Below are 18,535 nucleotides of genomic sequence, written 5' to 3'. Positions count from 1 at the left end.
CCCCGACAGTGATCAGCGGACACCATAGCCGCCCAGGCCAGGCGCCCGCGATCGCGCGCCGCCCCGGTGGCACGAGACGGGGAGTTCTAGACTTCGGAGGATGGCTGAGCAGTTGGAGTCGCCCACCACGATCCGGGACAGGGCCGTTGCGGTCGCCGACTATCTGCTCTCCGTTCGGGCTCAGATGGAACGCCCCGCGCGGACGGTGCCCGCCGACACTTTGCGCCTCGACGGCCTGCCCGGCCATCCGGCGTGCGAGGTGGGTCTGCCCGCGGAGGGGTCGTCGTGGCTGCGGGTCGGTCTGCCCGATCTGCCGCCGCCGGTGCCCGTCCCGGCCGCTCTCCGCCGTGACGTGTCGACGCCGGTGGCCGAGTCGGAGCCGACGTATTCCGGTGACGACGAGCAGTTCACCACCTGGCGCGACGAGGTGTGGCGTCCGTGGGCCCACGCGACCGCCGAGGCCGAGAAGACCCGGGTCCTGCACCGCCGCCTGTTCGACCTTATGCATCAGCTCGACATGACCGCGGCCACCACCGAGCTGGTCTGGGGCCACGGCCTGCTGGCGACCGTGGTCAACGGTGAGCGTGTCCTCTATCCGCTGGTCGCGACGCCGGTGCTGATCGAGTACGAGCCCGACCGTTCGATGATCACCGTTTCCCCGGCCGGTCCGTCGCGGCTGCAGACCGACGCGCTCAACGGCCTCGACGACCGCTATCTGAGCCAGCTCGTCGCGCTGGCCGGCCCGGCCGGCACGCTCGAGGTCGACCTGTGGAACGACCTCGAGCGCCGCGAGTTGTTCGAGCGTGCCCTGGGCCGGCTCGGGTACGACCGGCTGATCACCGACGAGGACACCCGGCCGCACATCAAGGACGTCGGTGTCCTGTTCGCCCGCCCGAAGCAGCGCCTGCTCCGCGGTTTCCTGGAGAATCTGCGCGACCGTCTGCTGACCGGTGACACCGAGGCGGTCGGCGCGCTGGCCGCGATCGTCGCGCACGAGCCCAGCAAGCTGCGCATGCCCGGCGACGAGCCCGAGCAGTGGCAGCGAGTGGGTGAGCGGCTGCTCATGCCGTTGCCCACCAACGAGGCGCAGGAGTCGATCGCCCGGCGCCTGGCCCAGCATCGCAACGTGGCGGTGCAGGGCCCGCCCGGCACCGGCAAGACCCACACGATCCGCAACCTGATCTGTCATCTCATGGCGAACGGCAAGCGGGTGCTGGTCGTCGCGCAGAAGGAGGATCCGCTGCGGGTCCTCCGGGACGGGTTGCCGGAGGAGATCCGCTCGCTCTGCCTGGCTGTGCTCGGCCGCACCACCGACCAGCTCGTGCAGCTGCAGCTGGCTGCGCGGGAGTTGTCCGACCGGGCCGCCACTCTCGACAAGGCGGCCGAGGCGCGGCGGGTCGAGCGGCTCACCGGCCTGCTGGAGGAGGCCGAGCGCGAGCTGGCGACAGCGTTGGGCGGGTTGCGCGCGATCGCCGAGAACGAGGCGGTCACCTACGTGATCGACGGCGCTCCGCTCAGCCCGGTCGAGGTGGGGGTCTGGCTGCGCGAGCGGGCGGCGACCCGGGGCGGCATCCCGGATCCGGTGTCGGGGCCGCCTCCGTTTGACGGCAGCGAGTTCGCCCGGCTGCTCGAGCTCGCCAACAGCCTCAAGAATGCCGATAAATCGGCCGCGTTGAGTCCATTGCCGGTGGCCGACGACCTTCCGGGCGCCGCCGAGGAGGCTCAGGCCCGCGCCGAAACTGACGAATTGCGGCAGCAGGTGAACGCCCTCGCTGCCCGGGGTCTGGACCCGACCGCCGTACGGGATACGAACGTGGCCGCCGTCCGCGACGACCTGCACGACGCCCTGGCCTGGTTGCGTCGCCGTGAGGGCGCGTGGACCGACCGCCTGGGCCGCCTGCTCACCGACCCGCACTGGCGCACGATCTGGTCCGATCACGTGGCCGCCACCGAGGCGCTGCTGGCCGAGCTGGCCACGCTCACGAGGTCGCTCGCCGGTCATCAGGTCAAGGTTCCCGACCCGTACGCCGCCGAGCCCAAGCGCCTGCTGGCCCAGCTGGGTGAGATCCGGCAGCGGTTCGCGACCGGCCGCGGGCTGAGCCGGCTGCTCCAGTCGGCGCTGTTCCGCCTGGCCGACGAGGTGCGGGTGGACGGTGAGCCGCTACGCACCGTCGAGGACGTCGACGTCGTCACCGCGTGGGTGCGCCGCGCGCAGGCCCGGCAGCGGCTGGGCGGTCACTGGTCGGAGTGGCGGCAGCGGCTGGCCATCGCCGACCCGCCCGGCGGCTGGGGCGATCCCGAGGTCTGGGCGGGTGCGCTGCTGGCCGAGGCGGGGCAGTCCCTCGATTGGGACGTCCGGCACTGGCCGGCGCTGGCCGCCCGGCTGGCTCACCTCGTACCGCAAACCGAACTTGACCTTGACCCGGCACGGCTGGCGGCAGTGGCCGAACTGCTCGACGCGGCACCCGCGGTCTACGACCTCGACGCCCGAATTGAGCGTCAGCAGCGAATAAGGACGGAGCTGGCCACCTGGCCGCACCTTGCCAAGGCCTGGGCCACGCTGGACGGCTGGGACGAGGAACTGGCCGAGGTGAGGCGTTTGTCGGAACTGCGGCCCGCCGCGCTGGACCTTCGCAACAAATTGGACAGGCTGCGAAGTCAGGCCCCCGAATGGGCGGCCCAGATCGAGGCCGGCCTAGTCCCGCCGGTGAGTGGCCAGGCCTGCCTGGAGGCGTGGCAGTGGCGCCGCGCCCAGACCTGGTTCGACGAGGTGATCGGCAGCGTCGACCCCGCGGTGCTGGCCAAGCGCGTCGAGAGTGCCCGTGACAAGATCCGCCGCCGTACGGCCGAGCTGGTCGTGGCGTCGGCCTGGCTCGAGGTGTCGCGCAGCCTGGACGACCGGCGGCGGGCCGCGCTGGCCGACTGGACCACCGCGCTGCGCAAGATCGGCAAGGGCACCGGGCGGACGGCCGCGGCCTGGCAGGCACATGCCCAGCGCGCGATGGAGTCGGCGGTCGAGGCGGTGCCGGTCTGGGTCATGTCGGTCGACCGGGCGATCGAGCAGTTCGCCGGGGGCGCGCGCTTCGACGTCGTGATCGTGGACGAGGCGTCGCAGGCCGACCTGTTCGCGCTGCCGGTGCTGTCGCTGGCCGAGCGGGCCGTCGTGGTCGGCGACGACCAGCAGATCGGTCCCCAGCTGGGCTTCGTCGGCCCGGTGGCGGGGCTGATCCACAGTCATCTCGACGACGTGCCGTCGGCCGAACATTTCGACCCCGAGTCGTCGCTCTACGACCACGCCGTCCGCCGGTCGCCGGAGCGGATCCTGCTGACCGAGCACTTCCGGTGCGTGCCGCAGATCATCGAGTTCTCGTCGCGGCACTACTACGACGGCAAGATCATGCCGTTGCGCGCGGACCGGCCGGCCTTCGCCCCGATCCGTACGGTCTTCCTCCCGGCCGGGGTGCGCCAGCAGCTCAGCGGTTTCGGCGACGTCAACGTGGCCGAGGCCGAGGCGCTGGTCCAGCAGGTGGCCGCGATCGTGCGCGACCCGCGGTACGACGGCCGCACGCTCGGCGTGATCTCGCTGCTCAGCACGAGCGGGCAGGCGAACTACCTGCTGCACCAGCTGCGCGAGGAGATCGGCGAGGACGAGATCCAGGCGCGCCGGCTGCGGGTGGGTGACGCGTACACGTTCCAGGGCGACGAGCGCGACATCGTGCTGGTGTCCATGGTGGTCTCGGACAACGACCCCAAGGTGGCCGCGTTCACCAAGCGCGAGTATCACCGCCGGATCAACGTCGCCGCCTCGCGGGCCCGCGACCAGCTGTGGATCTTCCACTCGGTGCGGCCGGGCTCGCTGCTGGCCGACGACGCGCGGGGGCTGCTGCTCGCGTACGCGCTCAATCTGGCCCCCGCCGAGGAGGTCGCCGACCTGGCCGCCCGCTGCGAGAGCGACTTCGAGCGGGACGTGCTGGGACGCCTGACGGCCCGCGGGTTCCGGCCGATCCCGCAGTTCCGGATCGGCGCCTACCGGATCGACTTCGTGCTCGGCGCCCCGGACGGGCGGCGGCTGGCGATCGAGTGCGACGGCGACGCGTACCACGGGCCGGAGCAGTGGGAGAGCGACATGCGCCGGCAGGCGGTGCTCGAACGTGTCGGCAACTGCGTGTTCGTACGCATTCGGGGCAGCATCTTCGCCCGCGAGCCGGAGGCCGCGATGGCGCCGGTGTGGCAGCGGATCGCCGAGCTCGGTATCACACCGCCGCCCCGCCGCACGGTGCTCGAGGTGGGGCAGTGGCAGGGTTCCGGCGCCCCGGACGCCCCGCGGCTGGCCGAGGGGGCGGCCGTGCTGGCCTCGCTGGTCCCGGCCGACCGCCGGGTGCGGGTGCCGATCACCGGCTCGCCGGCGGAGAACCTGGCCGCGATCCGCGCGGCGGTGACCGACCCGCCGATGGTGACCGTCGGCGGCGACTGCGGGGTCGAGCTGGCCCCGATCGAGGCGGCGCTCGAACGGCACGGCGACGGGCTGGTCGTGGTCTGGTTCGACGCGCACGGCGACCTCAACACGCCCGATTCGTCACCGTCGGGGGCGTTCCACGGCATGGTTCTGCGCACTCTGCTGGGGGAGGGGCCGCCCGACATGGCGCCTCGGCGCGTCCTGCGACCCGCCCAGGTGGTGCTGGCCGGGGTGCGCGCCTTGGACGTCTCGGAAAAGGCGTACATCTCCGACAACAACATCGAAGTGGCGGAGCTTGACGAGGTGCCGAGCGTGGTCGCGGCGGCCGGAGCCCGGGCCGTCTACATCCACATCGACCTCGACGTGCTCGATCCGGCCTGGTTCAGCTCGGTCGGCTACCCCGAGCCCGACGGCGTGCGCCCGGAGCGGCTGGCCGCCGCGGTCCGTGCCTTGACGGAGCGGTTCCCGCTGGCCGGCCTGGGCATCACCGAATACCAGCCCGGCGATCCGGCCGACCGGGAAGTGCTGGCCGGCCTGGTCCGGGCGATCTTCTAGACGTCGCGCAGGTGGGCCGCGATCGCCGCGGCCGACCGCCGGGGTGAGGTGGTCAGCACGTTGTGCGCCCCCTGCGGCACGGTCACCGAGATGCCGCCGGTCAGGGCGGCCACCTCGGCCCGCCACCGCGCCGGGGCCACCGGGTCGAGCGAGCCGCCCAGCACGAGCGTGGGCACACCCGCCTTGACCAGGTCGTCCTCGACGCGGTTGCGCACCGAGTGGCCGACCGTGGCCAGCACCCGCCACGGCTTGGCGTCGGCCACGTCGCGGGCCAGGATCGGCACCTGCCAGGGCGCCTCGACGGCGGTGTCGACCAGCCAGCGCCCGATCAGCCCGCGCCGGGTGCGGGCGCGCGGGTCGGTCGTCGGGCTTGCGAGCACCAGCGCGGCCACCGTGCCGGGCACCAGGACGGCGAGCCGGGCCGCCACCTCGGCGCCGAACGAGTGCCCGGCCAGCGCGACGCGCCGCAGCCCCCGCGCCGCCAGCCAGTCCGCCATGACGTCGGCGTGCTCGCTCACGTCGTACGGGTGGGAAGGTTTGCCGCTCAGGCCGAAGCCCGGCAGGTCGGGCACCACCACCGGATGCCATCGGCTCAGGACGGCGGCGGTGGGCATCAGGTAGCGGTGCGACACGGCCAGCCCGTGCAGCATGACGACGGGCAGGGCGACCGGGCCGGGCCCGGAACGATCGTGGATCCGGAGCCCGCGCACCGTCGTCCACCGGCTCCGGAATCCGTGATCGGTCAAGACGCGTCGTCCGCGACCTTGCCGTCCGGGCCGTACGGGGACTCCTGGGCCGCGGGCACCGGCGAATTCCCCGTCTTGTCGGGGCTGCCGTGCGGGGCCTCGGTCGCCTGGGCGTCCTGTGTGCGCTGCTTGGTCGTCGGCGACTCCTCGCTGCGGCGCATCTCCGGCTGCTGAATGTTGGTCATCGCGCTCCCTCCCTCAGGCGCCGACTACCCGATCACGGGTCGGATATGCGCAGGTTGCGGGGCGTATCCGGGTCGCATCAAACGCGGCGGGCGGGGAACGCGACCCGGATGACCGATCCCGGCCCTCGCGATTCGACGGTGATCTCCGAGCTGCTGGCGGACCTCGCCATGGCGCCGCTGCGCCGTTCCCTGCGCCTGTCCTACGGCGACGTGCTCCGTCAGGCCGTGCTGGACGGCTTCTACCAGCGCTTCGTCCGCCCCGGGGACCTGGTGTTCGACATCGGCGCGCACGTCGGTGACCGGGTCGCGAGTTTCCGGCGGCTCGGCGCCCATGTGGTGGCCGTCGAGCCGCAACCGCTCTGCGTCCGGGCGCTCCGCCGGATCTACTCCGCGGACAGCGGGGTCAAGATCGTGCCGGCGGCCTGCGGTGCGCGCTCCGGGATCCTTCCGCTGCGCCTCAACACGCGGAACCCGACCGTCTCCACGCTGTCGGACGACTTCGTGGCGGCGGCGAGCGGCGCCCACGGCTGGGACCGGGAGATCTGGGACGACGTGCTCGCCGTGCGGGTCCGCACGCTGGACTCGCTGATCAGCCGGTTCGGCGTCCCGGCCTTCATCAAGATCGATGTCGAGGGGTACGAGGACGAGGTACTCGCGGGGCTCGGCACGCTCGTCCCCGCCCTGTCGTTCGAGTACACGACCATCAGCCGGGCCGTGGGCCGGCGCTGCCTCGACCGGCTGGACGACCTCGGCTACGCGGGCTTCGACGTCTCGCCGGGGGAGAGCCTGCGGCTGACCTTCGAGCGCTGGGCGACCCGGCGGGAACTGCTCGATCACCTGCGGGCGTTGCCGGTCGAGGCCAACGCCGGTGACGTCTACGCCGTCAGCTCGATCCGGGCCTTCACCCGGCAGTAGTTCGAGAGCAGCGTGACCAGAGCCGGGCCGTCGATCAGCTCGAGCGGCCGGCCCGCCACGGCCCCGTACGCCTCGGGTTCGATGCCGCCCAGCGACACCAGGATGCCCTTGGTCGCCCCGGCCGCCGTGACCGCGCCGGCCAGCGCGTGCACCGCGGCCGGCCCGGACGCCCCGCCGCGCACCGCGAAGATCACCACCGGTCCACCGAAGACCGGCCGCGGATCGGTCGCCTGCCACCGGGTGCCCAGCTCACCGCGCGCCGGCGGACCCATCTGCAGGCCCATGATGCCGAACAGGTCGGCCAGCTGCTGCTCCCACTGGGGGTCGGTCAGGGTCACCAGGTTGGGCCGCTCGTCGATCTCGGCCAGCACGTTGAACTCCTCCGTGAAGTCACGGTCGGCGTCCCGGTCGAAGTCGATCTTTTCCCGTACGGCGGTCAGCTCGTCGGGCGCCGTGGAGAGCGCGCCCTCGAGGTGCTTCACGCAGGCCACCGGGTCGACCCGGCGCAGCTTGATGGCCGCGAACGTCTCCCGCGAGGTCTGCAGCGACACCAGGCAGGGCCGCACGAACCGGCCGGTGCGGCGGTCGATCGTGTCGACGATGCCGTTGAACGAGACCTGCCGGACCAGCCCGCCCCGATCGGCCTCGATCACCTCGTGGATGGTCCGCAGCGTCACCCGCGCGATCACCTCGACGTAGCGCCGGCGCAGCTCGCTCTCGTCGCGCGGCACGGCGTTCACGTCGTCGCGGAACCGGTCGTAGCGGTACTCCTTGACGTGCGGGACCACCTCGATCGGGGGCAGGTGGTACTCGATCAGCAGGTGCCGCTGCTTGGGCAGATAAGCCAGCCGGAAGTGCTGCGGGAAGTCGTCGGGGTAGACCGACCTGCCCAGCACCATCGCGAAGTACTCCACGACCGAGGCCGGGTCGGCTTCCGCGACCGCCCGGGCGAACCGGTCGACCTCCGCGTTGTAGGCCGCGACCTTGGCCTCGTGCTTGCGCACACTTTCCTCGTACGCCTTCCGGCGCGCCGCGAGCTGCCGTCGGCGCCGCTCCTCGGCCTCGGCCCAGCGGGCCCGGGCGTCCTCGTAGGCCCGCTGCGCGCTGCTGTTGTGCTGCTGGCGCAGGCGGTCACCGCCGAGGATCTTGCCCACGCCGCGCGGCTGCGGCGGCACGTAACTGTCCCACCGGGGTTCGGGCAGCGGGCGCGCCAGCGGGCCGGGGTCGAACGGCGGCGCGGTCATCGGCTTCTTGAAGACCTGCAGGTCGATGTGGTCGTCGACATCCAGCGTGGAGAGCAGCAGTGCGTCGAGGTCGCTGAGCCGGGCCCGGATCTCCGCGTTGGCCGCGGCGGCGTCGGCCGTCTTCGCCTCCAGATAGAGCCGCTGATGCTCCCGCTTGCGGTCGACGTCGACCGCGGCCTGCTGCGCCGCGGCGATCGCCAGGTCGGCGTTGCGCCGGATCAGGTCGCGCTGCTGCGCAGCCGCCGTGTTGGCCCGTTGATCGGCGAACGCCTGGGTGGCGTGCGCCCGCTGCATGTCCCGAATGATGCCCATGCCTCGCCTTCCACGTCGGTCCAATAGCCACCATATCCAGCCAGATTGGATCTAGTTACGCGGCGCGTCGCGAGTGTGACGTGGCGTGCATGACCGTGCGGCCGGGCGGGTAGCAGTCGCTTATGGTTTCGCCATCGGCACTAGCAGTAACTGTCTGTCATGGAATAGACGCTAAATCACGTGCGGAACTACGGAGCGCAGTGGTCAACCGATCAGGTATTTCCCTACTCTGATCGGGCGAGAAGCTGCTGCTTGGCGGTGTGGTGGGGGGTTCGGCAAAAGTTTGCGGCAGCCGTCCACTGTTATATCGGCCGCGTGACGGGTCGTAATAGTTCTGGGGTCTGGGGACTTTGTGGGGGGAGGTGGCGGGCGCATGGCCGCACCCGAGGAGCATCAGCATGTGCCGGCGCAGCGGCTTCCCGAGCAGCTGCCGGTCGAGAACCGGCCCGCCTGGTTCTCCTACACGGCCACCGGTGACCGCATCGTGTGGTCGCCCGCGCTGCGCGCGATGCTCGGCGACCCGCCCACGCAGGACGAGGTGAGCCGGGTCCTCGTGCGGTACGTGCACCGCGACGACCACGCCGAGGCGATGTCGGCGATCACCCAGGTGTGGACCTCGCAGGCCCGGGTGCACACGACGATCCGGCTCGTCCGGGCCGACGGCGGGTGGTTCGACGTGGACTGCCGGCTCGACCCGGTGAAGAGCCCGGACGGCGCGGTCCGGGGCATCCGCGGCACGGTGACCGATGTGTCGGACCGCGAGCGCGCCCGCCGCGAACTGGACCGGCTGGCCCGCCGGGGCGAGACCGTACAGGCGTCCCTGGTCGAGACCGACCCGGCGACCGGCCTGCTGACCCGGGCCCGATTCGCCGACGAGATCGACCGGGCCCTGCGCCGCGGCGGCGGAGCGGTGCTGGTGCTGCGGGTGCAGCCCGGCCCGTCCGGCCAGGACGGCGAGCCCGTACGCCTGGAACGCAACGCCAACCTGCTGCAGCGGGCCGCCCGCGTGCTCGAAGGCGTGATGCAACAGGGCGCGCTGCTGGGCCGGGTCGGGCCCAACGAGATCGCCGTGCTGCTGCCCGGTACATCCTGGCCGATGGCCTGCCGCGAGGCCGAGCTGCTGGTGGAGGCGCTGCGGTCGCAGACCTTCGTGCTGCCCGACACCTGGCTGCGGGCGCAGGTCTGGGGTGGGCTGGTGCGGTTCACCCCCGACGGCGACGCCGGCAGCCACGACCTGCTGATCGACGCCGAGCACGCCTGGCGTCAGTCCCGCGACGGCGGCGAGCCGCTCACCCTGATCGCGCACCCGATGCCGGCCCGCGACCGGCAGGGCACCTACCGCAGCCGGGTCGCCGACGCGCTCGACACCGACCGGTTCACCCTCTACGCCCAGCCGATCCTCGAGTTGCAGACCAACGAGGTCACCCGGCACGAGCTGCTGCTGCGGGTGCTCGACGAGGCCGACGGCCCGCAGTCGCCGATCCAGGTGCTCGACATCGCCGAGCGCCTCGACGCGGTCTTCGACATCGACCTGTGGGTGGTCGAGCGGGCCATGCAGCTCGCCGCCGACCAGCCCGGTTCCTGCCTGCAGATCAACCTGTCGGGCCGCTCGGTCGGTGACCCGCGGCTGACCGACGAGGTCGAGCGGCTGATCGAGCGGTACGGGGTCAAGCCCGAGCAACTGACGTTCGAGATCACCGAGACCGCTCTGATCGGCAACCTCAGCGAGGCCCGCCGGTTCGCCGACCACATCCGGGATCTCGGCTGCGAGCTGGCGCTGGACGACTTCGGTTCGGGCTACGCGTCGTTCCGCTACCTGCGAATCTTCCCGATCGACCTCGTCAAGATCGACGGTGAGTACGTGGTCGACCTGGTCAATAGCCCGCAGGACCAGGTCCTCGTGCGAGCGCTGGTGCAGGTGTGCCAGGCGTACGGGATCCACACCGTGGCCGAGTTCGTGCAGGACGAGCCCACCCTGCGCCTGCTGCGCGAGCTGGGCGTCGACTACGTGCAGGGCTATCTGATCGGCCGGCCCGCCCCAGTTCTCGAAGGCCGATTGCACCCGTCCTGAGCTGGGTACAGCAGAGGCATGGAGCACTTCACCATCGCCACCGTCGCCGAGGAGAGCCCGGACTTCCGCCGCGTGCTCTGGACCGGCAAGCACACCCAGCTGGTCATCATGACGATCCCGCCGGACGGCGAGATCGGTGAGGAGGTTCACGAGGTGGACCAGATCCTCACCTTCGTCAGCGGGACCGGGAAGGCTGTCGTCTCCGGCCAGGAGCGCAAGGTCGCCCAGGGCGACCTCGTCGTGGTCCCGGCCGGGCGCAAGCACAACTTCCTCAACACCGGCCCGAACCCGCTGGTCCTCTACACCGTCTACGGCCCCCCGGAGCACGCCGAGGGCGCTGTGCACAAGACGAAGGAAGAGGCCGACGCCCTCGAGGAGGCCGGCAAGGACGAGCCGCCGCAGAGCTAGCCTCCGCGGCGTCGCCGATGTGAGCACGGCGCCGGCACCGGTCGTGGCCCCCCAGCCGAACCGGTGCCGGCGCCGTGCCGCTTCTGGTCGGCCCCCGGGAAAGTCCGAGCGCAGCGTACTAGGGACAACGCCGGTCGTCGATCGATCAGACCCGGATCGTGACCTGGAGCCGGGCCGCTACTAACCTTCGTGCATGACAGACCCATCCGGTGTGGCCCAGCCACGGTGGTTGAGCGACGAGCAGCAGCAGACCTGGCGCCGCTTCGTCGAAGTGCTGATCAAGGTGCCTGCGGCGCTCGAAGCCCAGCTGCAACGCGACGCCGGGCTGACCCACATGGGCTACATCGTTCTCGTGCGCCTCAGCGAGCAGCCCGACCGCCGGCTGGCCATGAGCAAGCTCGCCAAGAATGTGAGCGCCTCCCTCTCGCGCCTCTCGCACGTCGTGGCCCGGCTCGAGGGCCAGGGGTGGGTGCGCCGCGAGCGTGACCCGGCCGACGGCCGCGTGCAGATCGCCGTGCTCACCGAGGCCGGGTTCGACAAGATCAGGGATTCCGCGCCCGGTCACGTCGAGGCCGTGCAGCAGCTCGTCTTCGACCGGCTCACCCCGGCCCAGGTGCGGCAGCTGGCCAAGCTGGCCGACACGCTGCTCGACCAGCCGCTCGATGTTCGCCTCGCCGCTGACCCGTGCGCCTGATCGCCTCTACGCTGGGCCCATGAGTCAGCGAGTGCAGGGCGTGATCGCCCGCAGCAAGGGTGCCCCCGTCGAGCTCACCACGATCGTGGTGCCCGATCCGGGTCCGGGTGAGGCCGTGGTCGCGATCCAGGCGTGCGGGGTGTGCCACACCGACCTGCACTATCGCGAGGGCGGCATCAACGACGACTTCCCGTTCCTGCTGGGCCACGAGGCGGCCGGTGTGGTCGAGTCGGTCGGAGCCGGGGTCACCGACGTCGCCCCGGGCGACTTCGTGGTGCTCAACTGGCGGGCCGTCTGCGGCGTCTGCCGGGCCTGCCGGAAGGGCAAGCCGTGGTACTGCTTCGCCACCCACAACGCCGGCCAGAAGATGACCCTGGAGGACGGCACCGAGCTGTCGCCGGCCCTGGGCATCGGCGCGTTCGCGGAGAAGACGCTCGTACACGCGGGACAGTGCACAAAGGTGGACCCGCGGGCCCGGGCCGCCGCCGTGGGTCTGCTCGGCTGCGGCGTGATGGCGGGCATCGGCGCGGCCATCAACACCGGCGGTGTGACCCGCGGCGACTCGGTCGCGGTGATCGGCTGCGGCGGGGTCGGCGACGGCGCGGTGGTGGGCGCGGCGCTGGCCGGGGCGACCACGATCATCGCGATCGACACCGACGACCAGAAGCTGGAGTGGGCCAAGGGCTTCGGCGCGACCCACACGGTCAACGCCCGTGGCGTCGACGTGGTCGAGAAGGTCAAGGAGCTGACCGGCGGGTTCGGGGCGGACGTCGTGGTCGAGGCGGTGGGCCGTCCCGAGACGTACGAGCAGGCTTTCTACGCTCGTGACCTGGCCGGCACGGTGGTGCTGGTCGGCGTGCCCACCCCCGACATGAAGATCGAGCTGCCGCTGCTGGAGATCTTCGGACGCGGCGGCGCGCTCAAGTCGAGCTGGTACGGCGACTGCCTGCCCACCCGCGACTTCCCGATGCTCACCGACCTCTACCTGCAGGGCCGCCTCGACCTCGACGCGTTCGTGACCGAGGAGATCCCGCTGGGCGGGGTCGAGGAGGCCTTCAAGAAGATGCACACCGGCGGCGTGCTGCGCTCGGTAGTCGTGAGCTCCAGCTAGCTCGGTCAGGTCAACCCGCTTTCGCGTACGCGGGCACCGATCGGTCGGCGAGCAGGTCGAGGGCCAGGGCGGCCGTCCAGCTGAACGTGGGCGCGCCCAGGCCTTCGCCGTTCTTCGGGTGGAAGTACTCGAAGTGGCCGTTGCGGTGCACCAGCCGCACCATCGCGGCCCGCAGGTCCTTGGCCTCGTCGAGCCGGCCGTGGGTCAGCAGGCCCCGCCGCAGCAGCCAGTTCACATTGATCCAGACCGGCCCGCGCCAGTAGCGCCGGGTGTCGAAATCGGGCGCCGTACGGTCGTAGCTCGGCACCGGCAGCCCCGTCTCGTCGGGCAGGCCGAACCGTGGCGAACGGGCCTCGGCCAGCACCCCGTCGACCTGCGCGGCGGGCAGGTCGGGCAGCATCAACGGCAGCAGGCCGCTCACGCAGCGGGCCGGGCTGAGCGTGCCGGTGTGCAGGTCGCGGACGTGGAACGTGCGGGTCTCGGGATTCCACAGCCGCTTGACGATCGCGCCGGTGATCCGCTGCGCCCGCTCGCGGTGCGCGTCGGCCTCGGCGGCCCGCCCCAGCACGGCCGCGATCTGTGCCAGGGCCAGCTCGGCGGCGCCCAGGATCGCGTTGAACGAGGGGCACTCGACGGCGAACGCGTGCCGCCGCAGCAGCGCGGTGTCCGAATACTGCTCGGCCCGATAGCTCAGCACCAGGCCGACGTAGCGGGCGTAGTCCCGGTCGGTCGGGCGGTGCGCGGCGTCGGCCACGTCGAGGTCACGCCGGCGGAACGTGGTCAGCAGCGACAAGTCGGCGGGCACCCCGGCCAGCGCGGCGTCCCAGGCCGGGCTGTTGTCGAGCCCCGACTCCCACGGGTGCACCAGGGCGGCCAGCCCACCCTCGCCCAGGTCGCGGCGCGTCGTCAGATAGTCCTGCTGGGCCACCAGGCGGGGATAGAGCCATTCCAGTTCCCCGTACGCCTGCTGGACGCACGCCGCGCCGTGGGCCGACGCGCGGCGGTAGACCTCCCACGCCGCCACCGCGTGCAGCGGAGGCTGCACGATCCCGGTGCTTCCGTGTGACGGCCGGTTCGCGTACGGGGGAACGCTCCAGAAGGCCGGCCCGGGGAAGTAGTCCGCCTCCGCGGTCGCGGGATCGAAGACGATGTGCGGCACGCGGCCGTCCGGCCACTGCGCCTCGAACAGGCTGCGCAGGTCACGCCAGGCGCGCGCCGGGTTCACGTAGGCCAGGCCGACCGCGATGAAAGCGGCGTCCCAGCTCCACTGGTGGGGATAGAGGCGGCGGGACGGGACCATGTGGTCGTCCTGCCAGTTGATCTCGAGGACGCGGGCGGCGGAGTTCCAGAGTTCAGCAGACATCTCGGTCACGGGTGCGGAGGGCGGGGGGCTGTCGGCGTGCATCTAAACAGAAGACCTTTCCGCTGCGGTCACCGGTAAACCCTTCATCGGGAGCCGGGGGGCTGCGTTGAAGGGAACCGGGAAGCCATACTCGGAGCACGGACTGCCGGTGCGCCGGGCGGACGGATTCAATCGGATTTTACGTTAACGAGAGATAACAATTCTGTTTCGGGGCCGCGGGAGTTTCTGTTGATCTCTATGCTGCGGGCGCCTTTGATGGTTCAAGGACAACGGAGGGGTCCGATGCGCCGACCAGTTCTGCACCGATTGCTCGCCGGTCTGGCCGCGATGGCCCTCGTTCTGGCCTGGGCGCTGCCCGCGCAAGCGGCGGCCAAGGCCAAGGTGGATCTCTTCGTCAAGAGCTACACGATCGCCCCGGGCCACGGCGAGCTGATCTACACGCTGCTGTTCGCCGATCGGCCGCTGCCGGTGGCGCGCGGCGCGGTCAGCATCAAATACCGCTTCGTCAACCAGAACCGGGTCTTCCGTCTGCAGGAGGCGGGCCATCCCAACAACTGCAGCGTCGACATCGAGACCCTGCTCGAGCTGAACTGCGGCGCCGAGGTGAGCGCGCTGACCCCGGCCGGTGTCGACTCCGCAGTCGTGGGCTGGGTGCAGGTCGACGGCGCGGCCAAGCCCGGCGACCAGGCCACGCTCACCGCGACGATGACAGTGAAGGGCTACGCCCCGGTCACCCGTACGGCCCGGATCACCGCCGGCGAGGGCGTGGCGCTCACCCCCGTCGAGCCCGAGAAGGAGCGCTCGGCCGCACCCGGCGCCACCCTCGACACCCCGCTGACCATCACCAACTCGTCCGCGGTGCCGGCGCAGGGCACGGCCGTCCTCGCCTCCACCCAGTACGCCTTCGAGTCCCGCACCCAATACAGCAACTGCGCCTACCTCGACGGCGTGCTGACCGCGTGCGTCTTCCCGCAGACGCTCGCCGCGGGCGCGACCTACCAGGTCACCCTGCCGCAGCGGGTGCGTAAGGACACCGCGGCCCCGAGCGAGCAGTACGCCGGGTGGCGCTGGATGACCGACGAGGAGTTCGCCGACCTGCGGCAGTACGTGATCAAGGGCGGGTTCGGCCGGCTCGGCCCGGCCGGCCGGGGCGGTGTGCTCAAGCTGACCGAGGTCGTCACCGCGAAGGCCGGTCCGCCGCAGGCGTCCGTGACGGAGTACGCGGCGCACAGCCTGAAGCTCACCGTCACCGGCACGAAGTCGAGCGATCTGGCCGCCGTCGCCGCCAAGGCCAAGGGTAAGAAGGGTGCGGTCGTCACCGTGCCGGTCGGCCTGCGCAACAACGGGCCCGCCGCAATCGACCACAGCCGGGTCAACGGCACCTGGCCGACCACCCGGTTCTACGTGCCCAAGGGCACGACCGCGGTGCGCGTGCCCGACCGCTGCTTCCCGATGGCGATCACCGGCAAGATCGACGAGAACCGGCCCGGCGCGCCGGGATCGCTGCGCTACAGCTGTGACTTCTTCTCGCTGCTCAAGGTCGGTGGCACGCTCAAGTTCAGCTTCGGCCTGCGGATCGACAAGGTCGTCAAGGGCGCCCGGGGTGCGGTGGCCGTCGGTGCGCCGGCCGCGGAGCTCAACAAGAAGAACAACACCGCGGCCATCGTAATCAATTAGGCCGCGGGACTGCGGGCCACCGAGATGATCCCTACACTGCGGACGTTTTGATGTTCGGGTCATGCGGAGGAGCCCCGATGCGTCCACTTGTCCTGCGTCGTCTGCCGGCCGGTCTGGCCGCAATGGCGCTCGTATCCGCCTGGGCGATGCCGGCTCAGGCCGCACCCTCGGCTGCGGCCAAGGTCGATTTCTACGTCAAGAGCTACACAGTCACGCCCGGCCCCGGCACGTCGATCGCCACGCGCCTGTTCGCCGACCGGACCCTGGCCTTGGCCGGCGACGCGGTCAGTCTCCGGTACCAGTTCATCGACCAGGACCCGGCCTTCCGGTTCTCGCCCCAGAGCGCCGGGGACAACTGCCGCACGGTCACCCCCGGCAACGTCGATCTGAGCTGCAGTCCGCCGGTGACCGCGCTGACCCCGGCCGGTGCCGACTCCGGGCAGTCCGGCGCCATCATCAGGATCGCCGCCGACGCCGCCCCCGGCCTGCAGGCCACGCTCACCGCGACGATGACCGTCAAGGGATACGCCCCGGTCACCCGCACGGCCCGGATCACGGTCGGCGAGGGGGTGACGCTGACCTCCGTGACCGGCGACCGCTTCGTGCGCGCCGCACCGGGCGCCTCGGTCAACGGCCCGCTCGAGATCAGGAACACGGGCTCCGTGGCGGCGCAGGGCGTCGGGTTCCGTGCCGGCCGCGCATACTTCCTCGAGAGCCGTACGCAGTACAGCAACTGCGACTACGTCGACGGCCGGTTGGCCTGGTGCACGTTCGACCAGGCGCTCGAGCCCGGGACGACGTACCGGGTGAACCTGCCGTTCCGGGTGCGGGCCGACACCCCCGCCCCCGGCTTGGAGGCCAGCACCTTCGAATGGATGACCGACGAGGAACTCGCCGACGAGCAGCAATGGCAGCGCAACGCCGGCTACGGGCCGACCGGCACGCCCGGGCGCGGCGGTGTGCTGCGGCTGACTCCGGTAGCCACGGCCAAGGCCGGTCCTCCGCAGGCCCTGACCGGGAATCCCCAGCACGCCCTGAAGTTCACCATCACCGGCCGGAACTCGGCCGACCTGGCCGCGGTCGGCGCCACGGTGTCGGGTCCGGAGGGCGCCGTGGTCACCGTGCCGGTCGGCCTGCTCAACCACGGGCCGGCGACGTTCGACGACTCCTCCAACACCGGCGTGCCGAAGACCCGCTTCTTCGTGCCCAAGGGCAGCACCGCAGTCCGGGTGCCGGACAGGTGCTACCCGATGTCCGCCGACGGCACGGACGACTGGGCCCGGCCCGGGGCGCCGGGTGCGCCGCGCTACAAGTGCTATTCCTCCGCGCTGCTCAAGCCCGGCGGCACCGTGAAGTTCGAGTTCGGGCTGCGCGTCGACCAGGTGATCCCGGGGGCCCGGGGTGCGGTGACGTTTGTCGTGGAGGCCGAGGCGGGCGAGCTGAACCCAGCCAACAACACGGCGGCGGTCGTCATCAACCCGGCCGCCGCGCCGGCCCCCGGTGACGGCGGCGGCGAAGGTGGTGGCGAGGGCGGTCTGCCGATCACCGGGCCGCAGGGCGCCCTGTTCGGCGCCATCGGTCTGCTGCTGGTGCTGGCCGGGGCCGGGGCGCTGGTCCTCACGCGCCGCCGGGCTGCCTGATCTCCAGCCACAGGCGGCTGCGTCGTCCGGGGAGGTAAGGGGAGTCGAGGCGTTTGGCCACGATTCCCCCGAGGCCCTGGGCCGCGGCCGCCTCGAGTGCGAACTCGCCGCCGCCGGGGAAGTACGGCGGCGTCTGCCAGTGGTCGCCGTTGATCGACAGGCCCTCCAGCAACTCACGCCGCTCGGCATAGCGGACGGCCTCGACCGTGCTGTGACCCTCCAGCCAGAGCAGGTCGTACGCGAGGAAGTGCACCGGGGTGCGCTCGGCGGCGCGTTTGGCCGCGGCTGAGTCCTTGGGTAGCTTGCGCCGTTCCAGGAGAGCCGGGTCGGGCAGCGTCACGATCTCCCCGTCGAGCACGACCTCGATCGGCGCCAGCTGCGGCCCGAGCGGGCGGATCTCCGGATACCACGAGGTCACGTCCTCGCCGTCGCCGTTGAGCAGCCTGATGCGGCCGCCCGAGACGAAGACGGTGGTGCGCCGGCCGCCCCAGGCCATCTCGTAGCCCCACTCGTCGTCCTCGACCGGCAGGTGCGTGCTCCGGGTCGCCAGCATCGGGGGCACGACCTCAGGCATCGTCTCCCAGCCCGGCTCGGGCGGATCCATCCGGCGGACCATCCAGTCGTTGCCGCCGGTCTGAAAGAAGACATAGCGCCCGCCGGTGCGCTCCCCGTGGAAGGTGACGCCGATCTCGTCGTCGCGCCACTTGCCGGTCTCGTACGTGCCCGTGTCGAAGATCGTCATCCGGCCCCCGCCGTACTCGCCGGCCGGGATCTCACCCGAGAAGTCCAGATATTCCAGCGGATGATCCTCGGTGTGCTTGGCCAGATTGTTGCGGTGCTGGTCACGAGGCAGTCCACGCGGCACGGCGAACGAGACCAGCACACCGTCCCGCTCCAGCCGCACGTCCCAGTGCAGGCTCCGCGCATGATGCTGCTGAATCACGAACCGCTGCTGCTCGGTGCGCTTGGGCGCGGCCTCGGGCACCGGTTCCGGAGTGCGTGATGCGTCCCGTTTGCGGCGATATTCGTCGAGACGGTCGGTCATGGCTCCAGTGTTCTCCCGGGAACGGCGGAAATACACCGGCGTAATTCGTCGTACCCCCGTGCGGGAGTGAAGACATGGGCGTCATCGGAACAATTCGGACTCCTCGATGATCG

The 18,535-nt window shown here is 71.4% G+C and carries 13 protein-coding genes; 8 read left to right on the top strand and 5 right to left on the bottom strand.

The features are described 5' to 3' along the window. Nucleotides 1-100 precede the first annotated feature (100 nt). Entirely contained in the window at nucleotides 101-5,011 is a 4,911-nt protein-coding gene (locus BKA14_RS25840) for an arginase family protein (protein ID WP_184953440.1), read from the top strand. On the opposite strand, the gene BKA14_RS25835 is transcribed toward BKA14_RS25840, so the two are convergent. Both BKA14_RS25835 and BKA14_RS25830 read right to left on the bottom strand, forming a co-directional pair. Beyond that, nucleotides 5,008-5,757, bottom strand: coding sequence for an alpha/beta fold hydrolase (locus BKA14_RS25835; protein ID WP_239093501.1), 750 nt, complete (start codon nucleotides 5,755-5,757; stop codon nucleotides 5,008-5,010). The two genes, BKA14_RS25840 and BKA14_RS25835, sit on opposite strands and share 4 nt — an antisense overlap. After that, nucleotides 5,754-5,942, bottom strand: coding sequence for a hypothetical protein (locus BKA14_RS25830; RefSeq protein ID WP_184953439.1), 189 nt, complete (start codon nucleotides 5,940-5,942; stop codon nucleotides 5,754-5,756). Before BKA14_RS25830 ends, BKA14_RS25835 begins: the two co-directional genes overlap by 4 nt. Nucleotides 5,943-6,050: 108 nt before the next feature. Between BKA14_RS25830 and BKA14_RS25825 the strand changes: the two genes are divergently transcribed. Then, a complete protein-coding gene (locus BKA14_RS25825; RefSeq protein ID WP_184953438.1) occupies nucleotides 6,051-6,857 on the top strand; it encodes an FkbM family methyltransferase in 807 nt (268 codons plus the stop codon). Here the strand turns inward: BKA14_RS25825 and BKA14_RS25820 are convergent. Next, nucleotides 6,818-8,413: a restriction endonuclease gene (locus tag BKA14_RS25820; RefSeq protein ID WP_184953437.1), complete on the bottom strand. Its 1,596-nt coding sequence runs from the start codon at nucleotides 8,411-8,413 to the stop codon at nucleotides 6,818-6,820. The genes BKA14_RS25825 and BKA14_RS25820 overlap by 40 nt on opposite strands. Before the next feature lie 373 nt (nucleotides 8,414-8,786). Between BKA14_RS25820 and BKA14_RS25815 the strand changes: the two genes are divergently transcribed. The 4 genes from BKA14_RS25815 (at nucleotide 8,787) to BKA14_RS25800 (ending at nucleotide 12,697) form a co-directional block, all read left to right on the top strand. Then, on the top strand, nucleotides 8,787-10,484 hold the full coding sequence (locus BKA14_RS25815; RefSeq protein WP_184953436.1) for an EAL domain-containing protein: 1,698 nt from the start codon (nucleotides 8,787-8,789) through the stop codon (nucleotides 10,482-10,484). An 18-nt stretch (nucleotides 10,485-10,502) separates the two neighbouring features. After that, on the top strand, nucleotides 10,503-10,892 hold the full coding sequence (locus BKA14_RS25810; protein ID WP_184953435.1) for a cupin domain-containing protein: 390 nt from the start codon (nucleotides 10,503-10,505) through the stop codon (nucleotides 10,890-10,892). Nucleotides 10,893-11,085: 193 nt separating this feature from the next. After that, nucleotides 11,086-11,586 carry a MarR family winged helix-turn-helix transcriptional regulator gene (locus tag BKA14_RS25805; RefSeq protein WP_184953434.1) on the top strand — a complete coding sequence of 167 codons (501 nt, stop codon included), beginning with the start codon at nucleotides 11,086-11,088 and terminating at the stop codon, nucleotides 11,584-11,586. Between the two features lie 19 nt (nucleotides 11,587-11,605). After that, on the top strand, nucleotides 11,606-12,697 hold the full coding sequence (locus tag BKA14_RS25800; protein ID WP_184953433.1) for an S-(hydroxymethyl)mycothiol dehydrogenase: 1,092 nt from the start codon (nucleotides 11,606-11,608) through the stop codon (nucleotides 12,695-12,697). A gap of 10 nt (nucleotides 12,698-12,707) precedes the next feature. Here the strand turns inward: BKA14_RS25800 and BKA14_RS25795 are convergent, their stop codons facing one another. Further along, on the bottom strand, nucleotides 12,708-14,060 hold the full coding sequence (locus BKA14_RS25795) for an MGH1-like glycoside hydrolase domain-containing protein (protein WP_184953432.1): 1,353 nt from the start codon (nucleotides 14,058-14,060) through the stop codon (nucleotides 12,708-12,710). Between the two features lie 282 nt (nucleotides 14,061-14,342). Here BKA14_RS25795 and BKA14_RS25790 point away from each other — a divergent pair, with 282 nt between their 5' ends. Both BKA14_RS25790 and BKA14_RS25785 read left to right on the top strand, forming a co-directional pair. Next, entirely contained in the window at nucleotides 14,343-15,737 is a 1,395-nt protein-coding gene (locus BKA14_RS25790; RefSeq protein WP_184953431.1) for a hypothetical protein, read from the top strand. 77 nt (nucleotides 15,738-15,814) lie between these two features. Then, on the top strand, nucleotides 15,815-17,377 hold the full coding sequence (locus BKA14_RS25785; protein WP_184953430.1) for a hypothetical protein: 1,563 nt from the start codon (nucleotides 15,815-15,817) through the stop codon (nucleotides 17,375-17,377). On the opposite strand, the gene BKA14_RS25780 is transcribed toward BKA14_RS25785, so the two are convergent. Next, entirely contained in the window at nucleotides 17,355-18,422 is a 1,068-nt protein-coding gene (locus BKA14_RS25780; protein ID WP_184953429.1) for a DNA polymerase ligase N-terminal domain-containing protein, read from the bottom strand. The genes BKA14_RS25785 and BKA14_RS25780 overlap by 23 nt on opposite strands. Between the last annotated feature and the right edge of the window lie 113 nt (nucleotides 18,423-18,535).

It is taken from the genome of Paractinoplanes abujensis (genome assembly GCF_014204895.1).
Lineage (GTDB): Bacteria > Actinomycetota > Actinomycetes > Mycobacteriales > Micromonosporaceae > Actinoplanes > Actinoplanes abujensis.
Note: the sequence above shows the minus strand (reverse complement) of the source record. Positions and strands in the feature narration are given on the sequence as shown.

Bases quoted from the DNA above. Each gene is read 5' to 3' on its own strand.
- BKA14_RS25805 (WP_184953434.1), top strand. From the start codon at position 11,086: ATGACAGACCCATCCGGTGTGGCCCAGCCACGGTGGTTGAGCGACGAG.
- BKA14_RS25810 (WP_184953435.1), top strand. From the start codon at position 10,503: ATGGAGCACTTCACCATCGCCACCGTCGCCGAGGAGAGCCCGGACTTC.
- BKA14_RS25795 (WP_184953432.1), bottom strand. From the start codon at position 14,060: ATGTCTGCTGAACTCTGGAACTCCGCCGCCCGCGTCCTCGAGATCAAC.
- BKA14_RS25820 (WP_184953437.1), bottom strand. From the start codon at position 8,413: ATGGGCATCATTCGGGACATGCAGCGGGCGCACGCCACCCAGGCGTTC.
- BKA14_RS25785 (WP_184953430.1), top strand. From the start codon at position 15,815: ATGCGTCCACTTGTCCTGCGTCGTCTGCCGGCCGGTCTGGCCGCAATG.
- BKA14_RS25840 (WP_184953440.1), top strand. From the start codon at position 101: ATGGCTGAGCAGTTGGAGTCGCCCACCACGATCCGGGACAGGGCCGTT.
- BKA14_RS25780 (WP_184953429.1), bottom strand. From the start codon at position 18,422: ATGACCGACCGTCTCGACGAATATCGCCGCAAACGGGACGCATCACGC.
- BKA14_RS25790 (WP_184953431.1), top strand. From the start codon at position 14,343: ATGCGCCGACCAGTTCTGCACCGATTGCTCGCCGGTCTGGCCGCGATG.
- BKA14_RS25815 (WP_184953436.1), top strand. From the start codon at position 8,787: ATGGCCGCACCCGAGGAGCATCAGCATGTGCCGGCGCAGCGGCTTCCC.
- BKA14_RS25825 (WP_184953438.1), top strand. From the start codon at position 6,051: ATGACCGATCCCGGCCCTCGCGATTCGACGGTGATCTCCGAGCTGCTG.
- BKA14_RS25800 (WP_184953433.1), top strand. From the start codon at position 11,606: ATGAGTCAGCGAGTGCAGGGCGTGATCGCCCGCAGCAAGGGTGCCCCC.
- BKA14_RS25830 (WP_184953439.1), bottom strand. From the start codon at position 5,942: ATGACCAACATTCAGCAGCCGGAGATGCGCCGCAGCGAGGAGTCGCCG.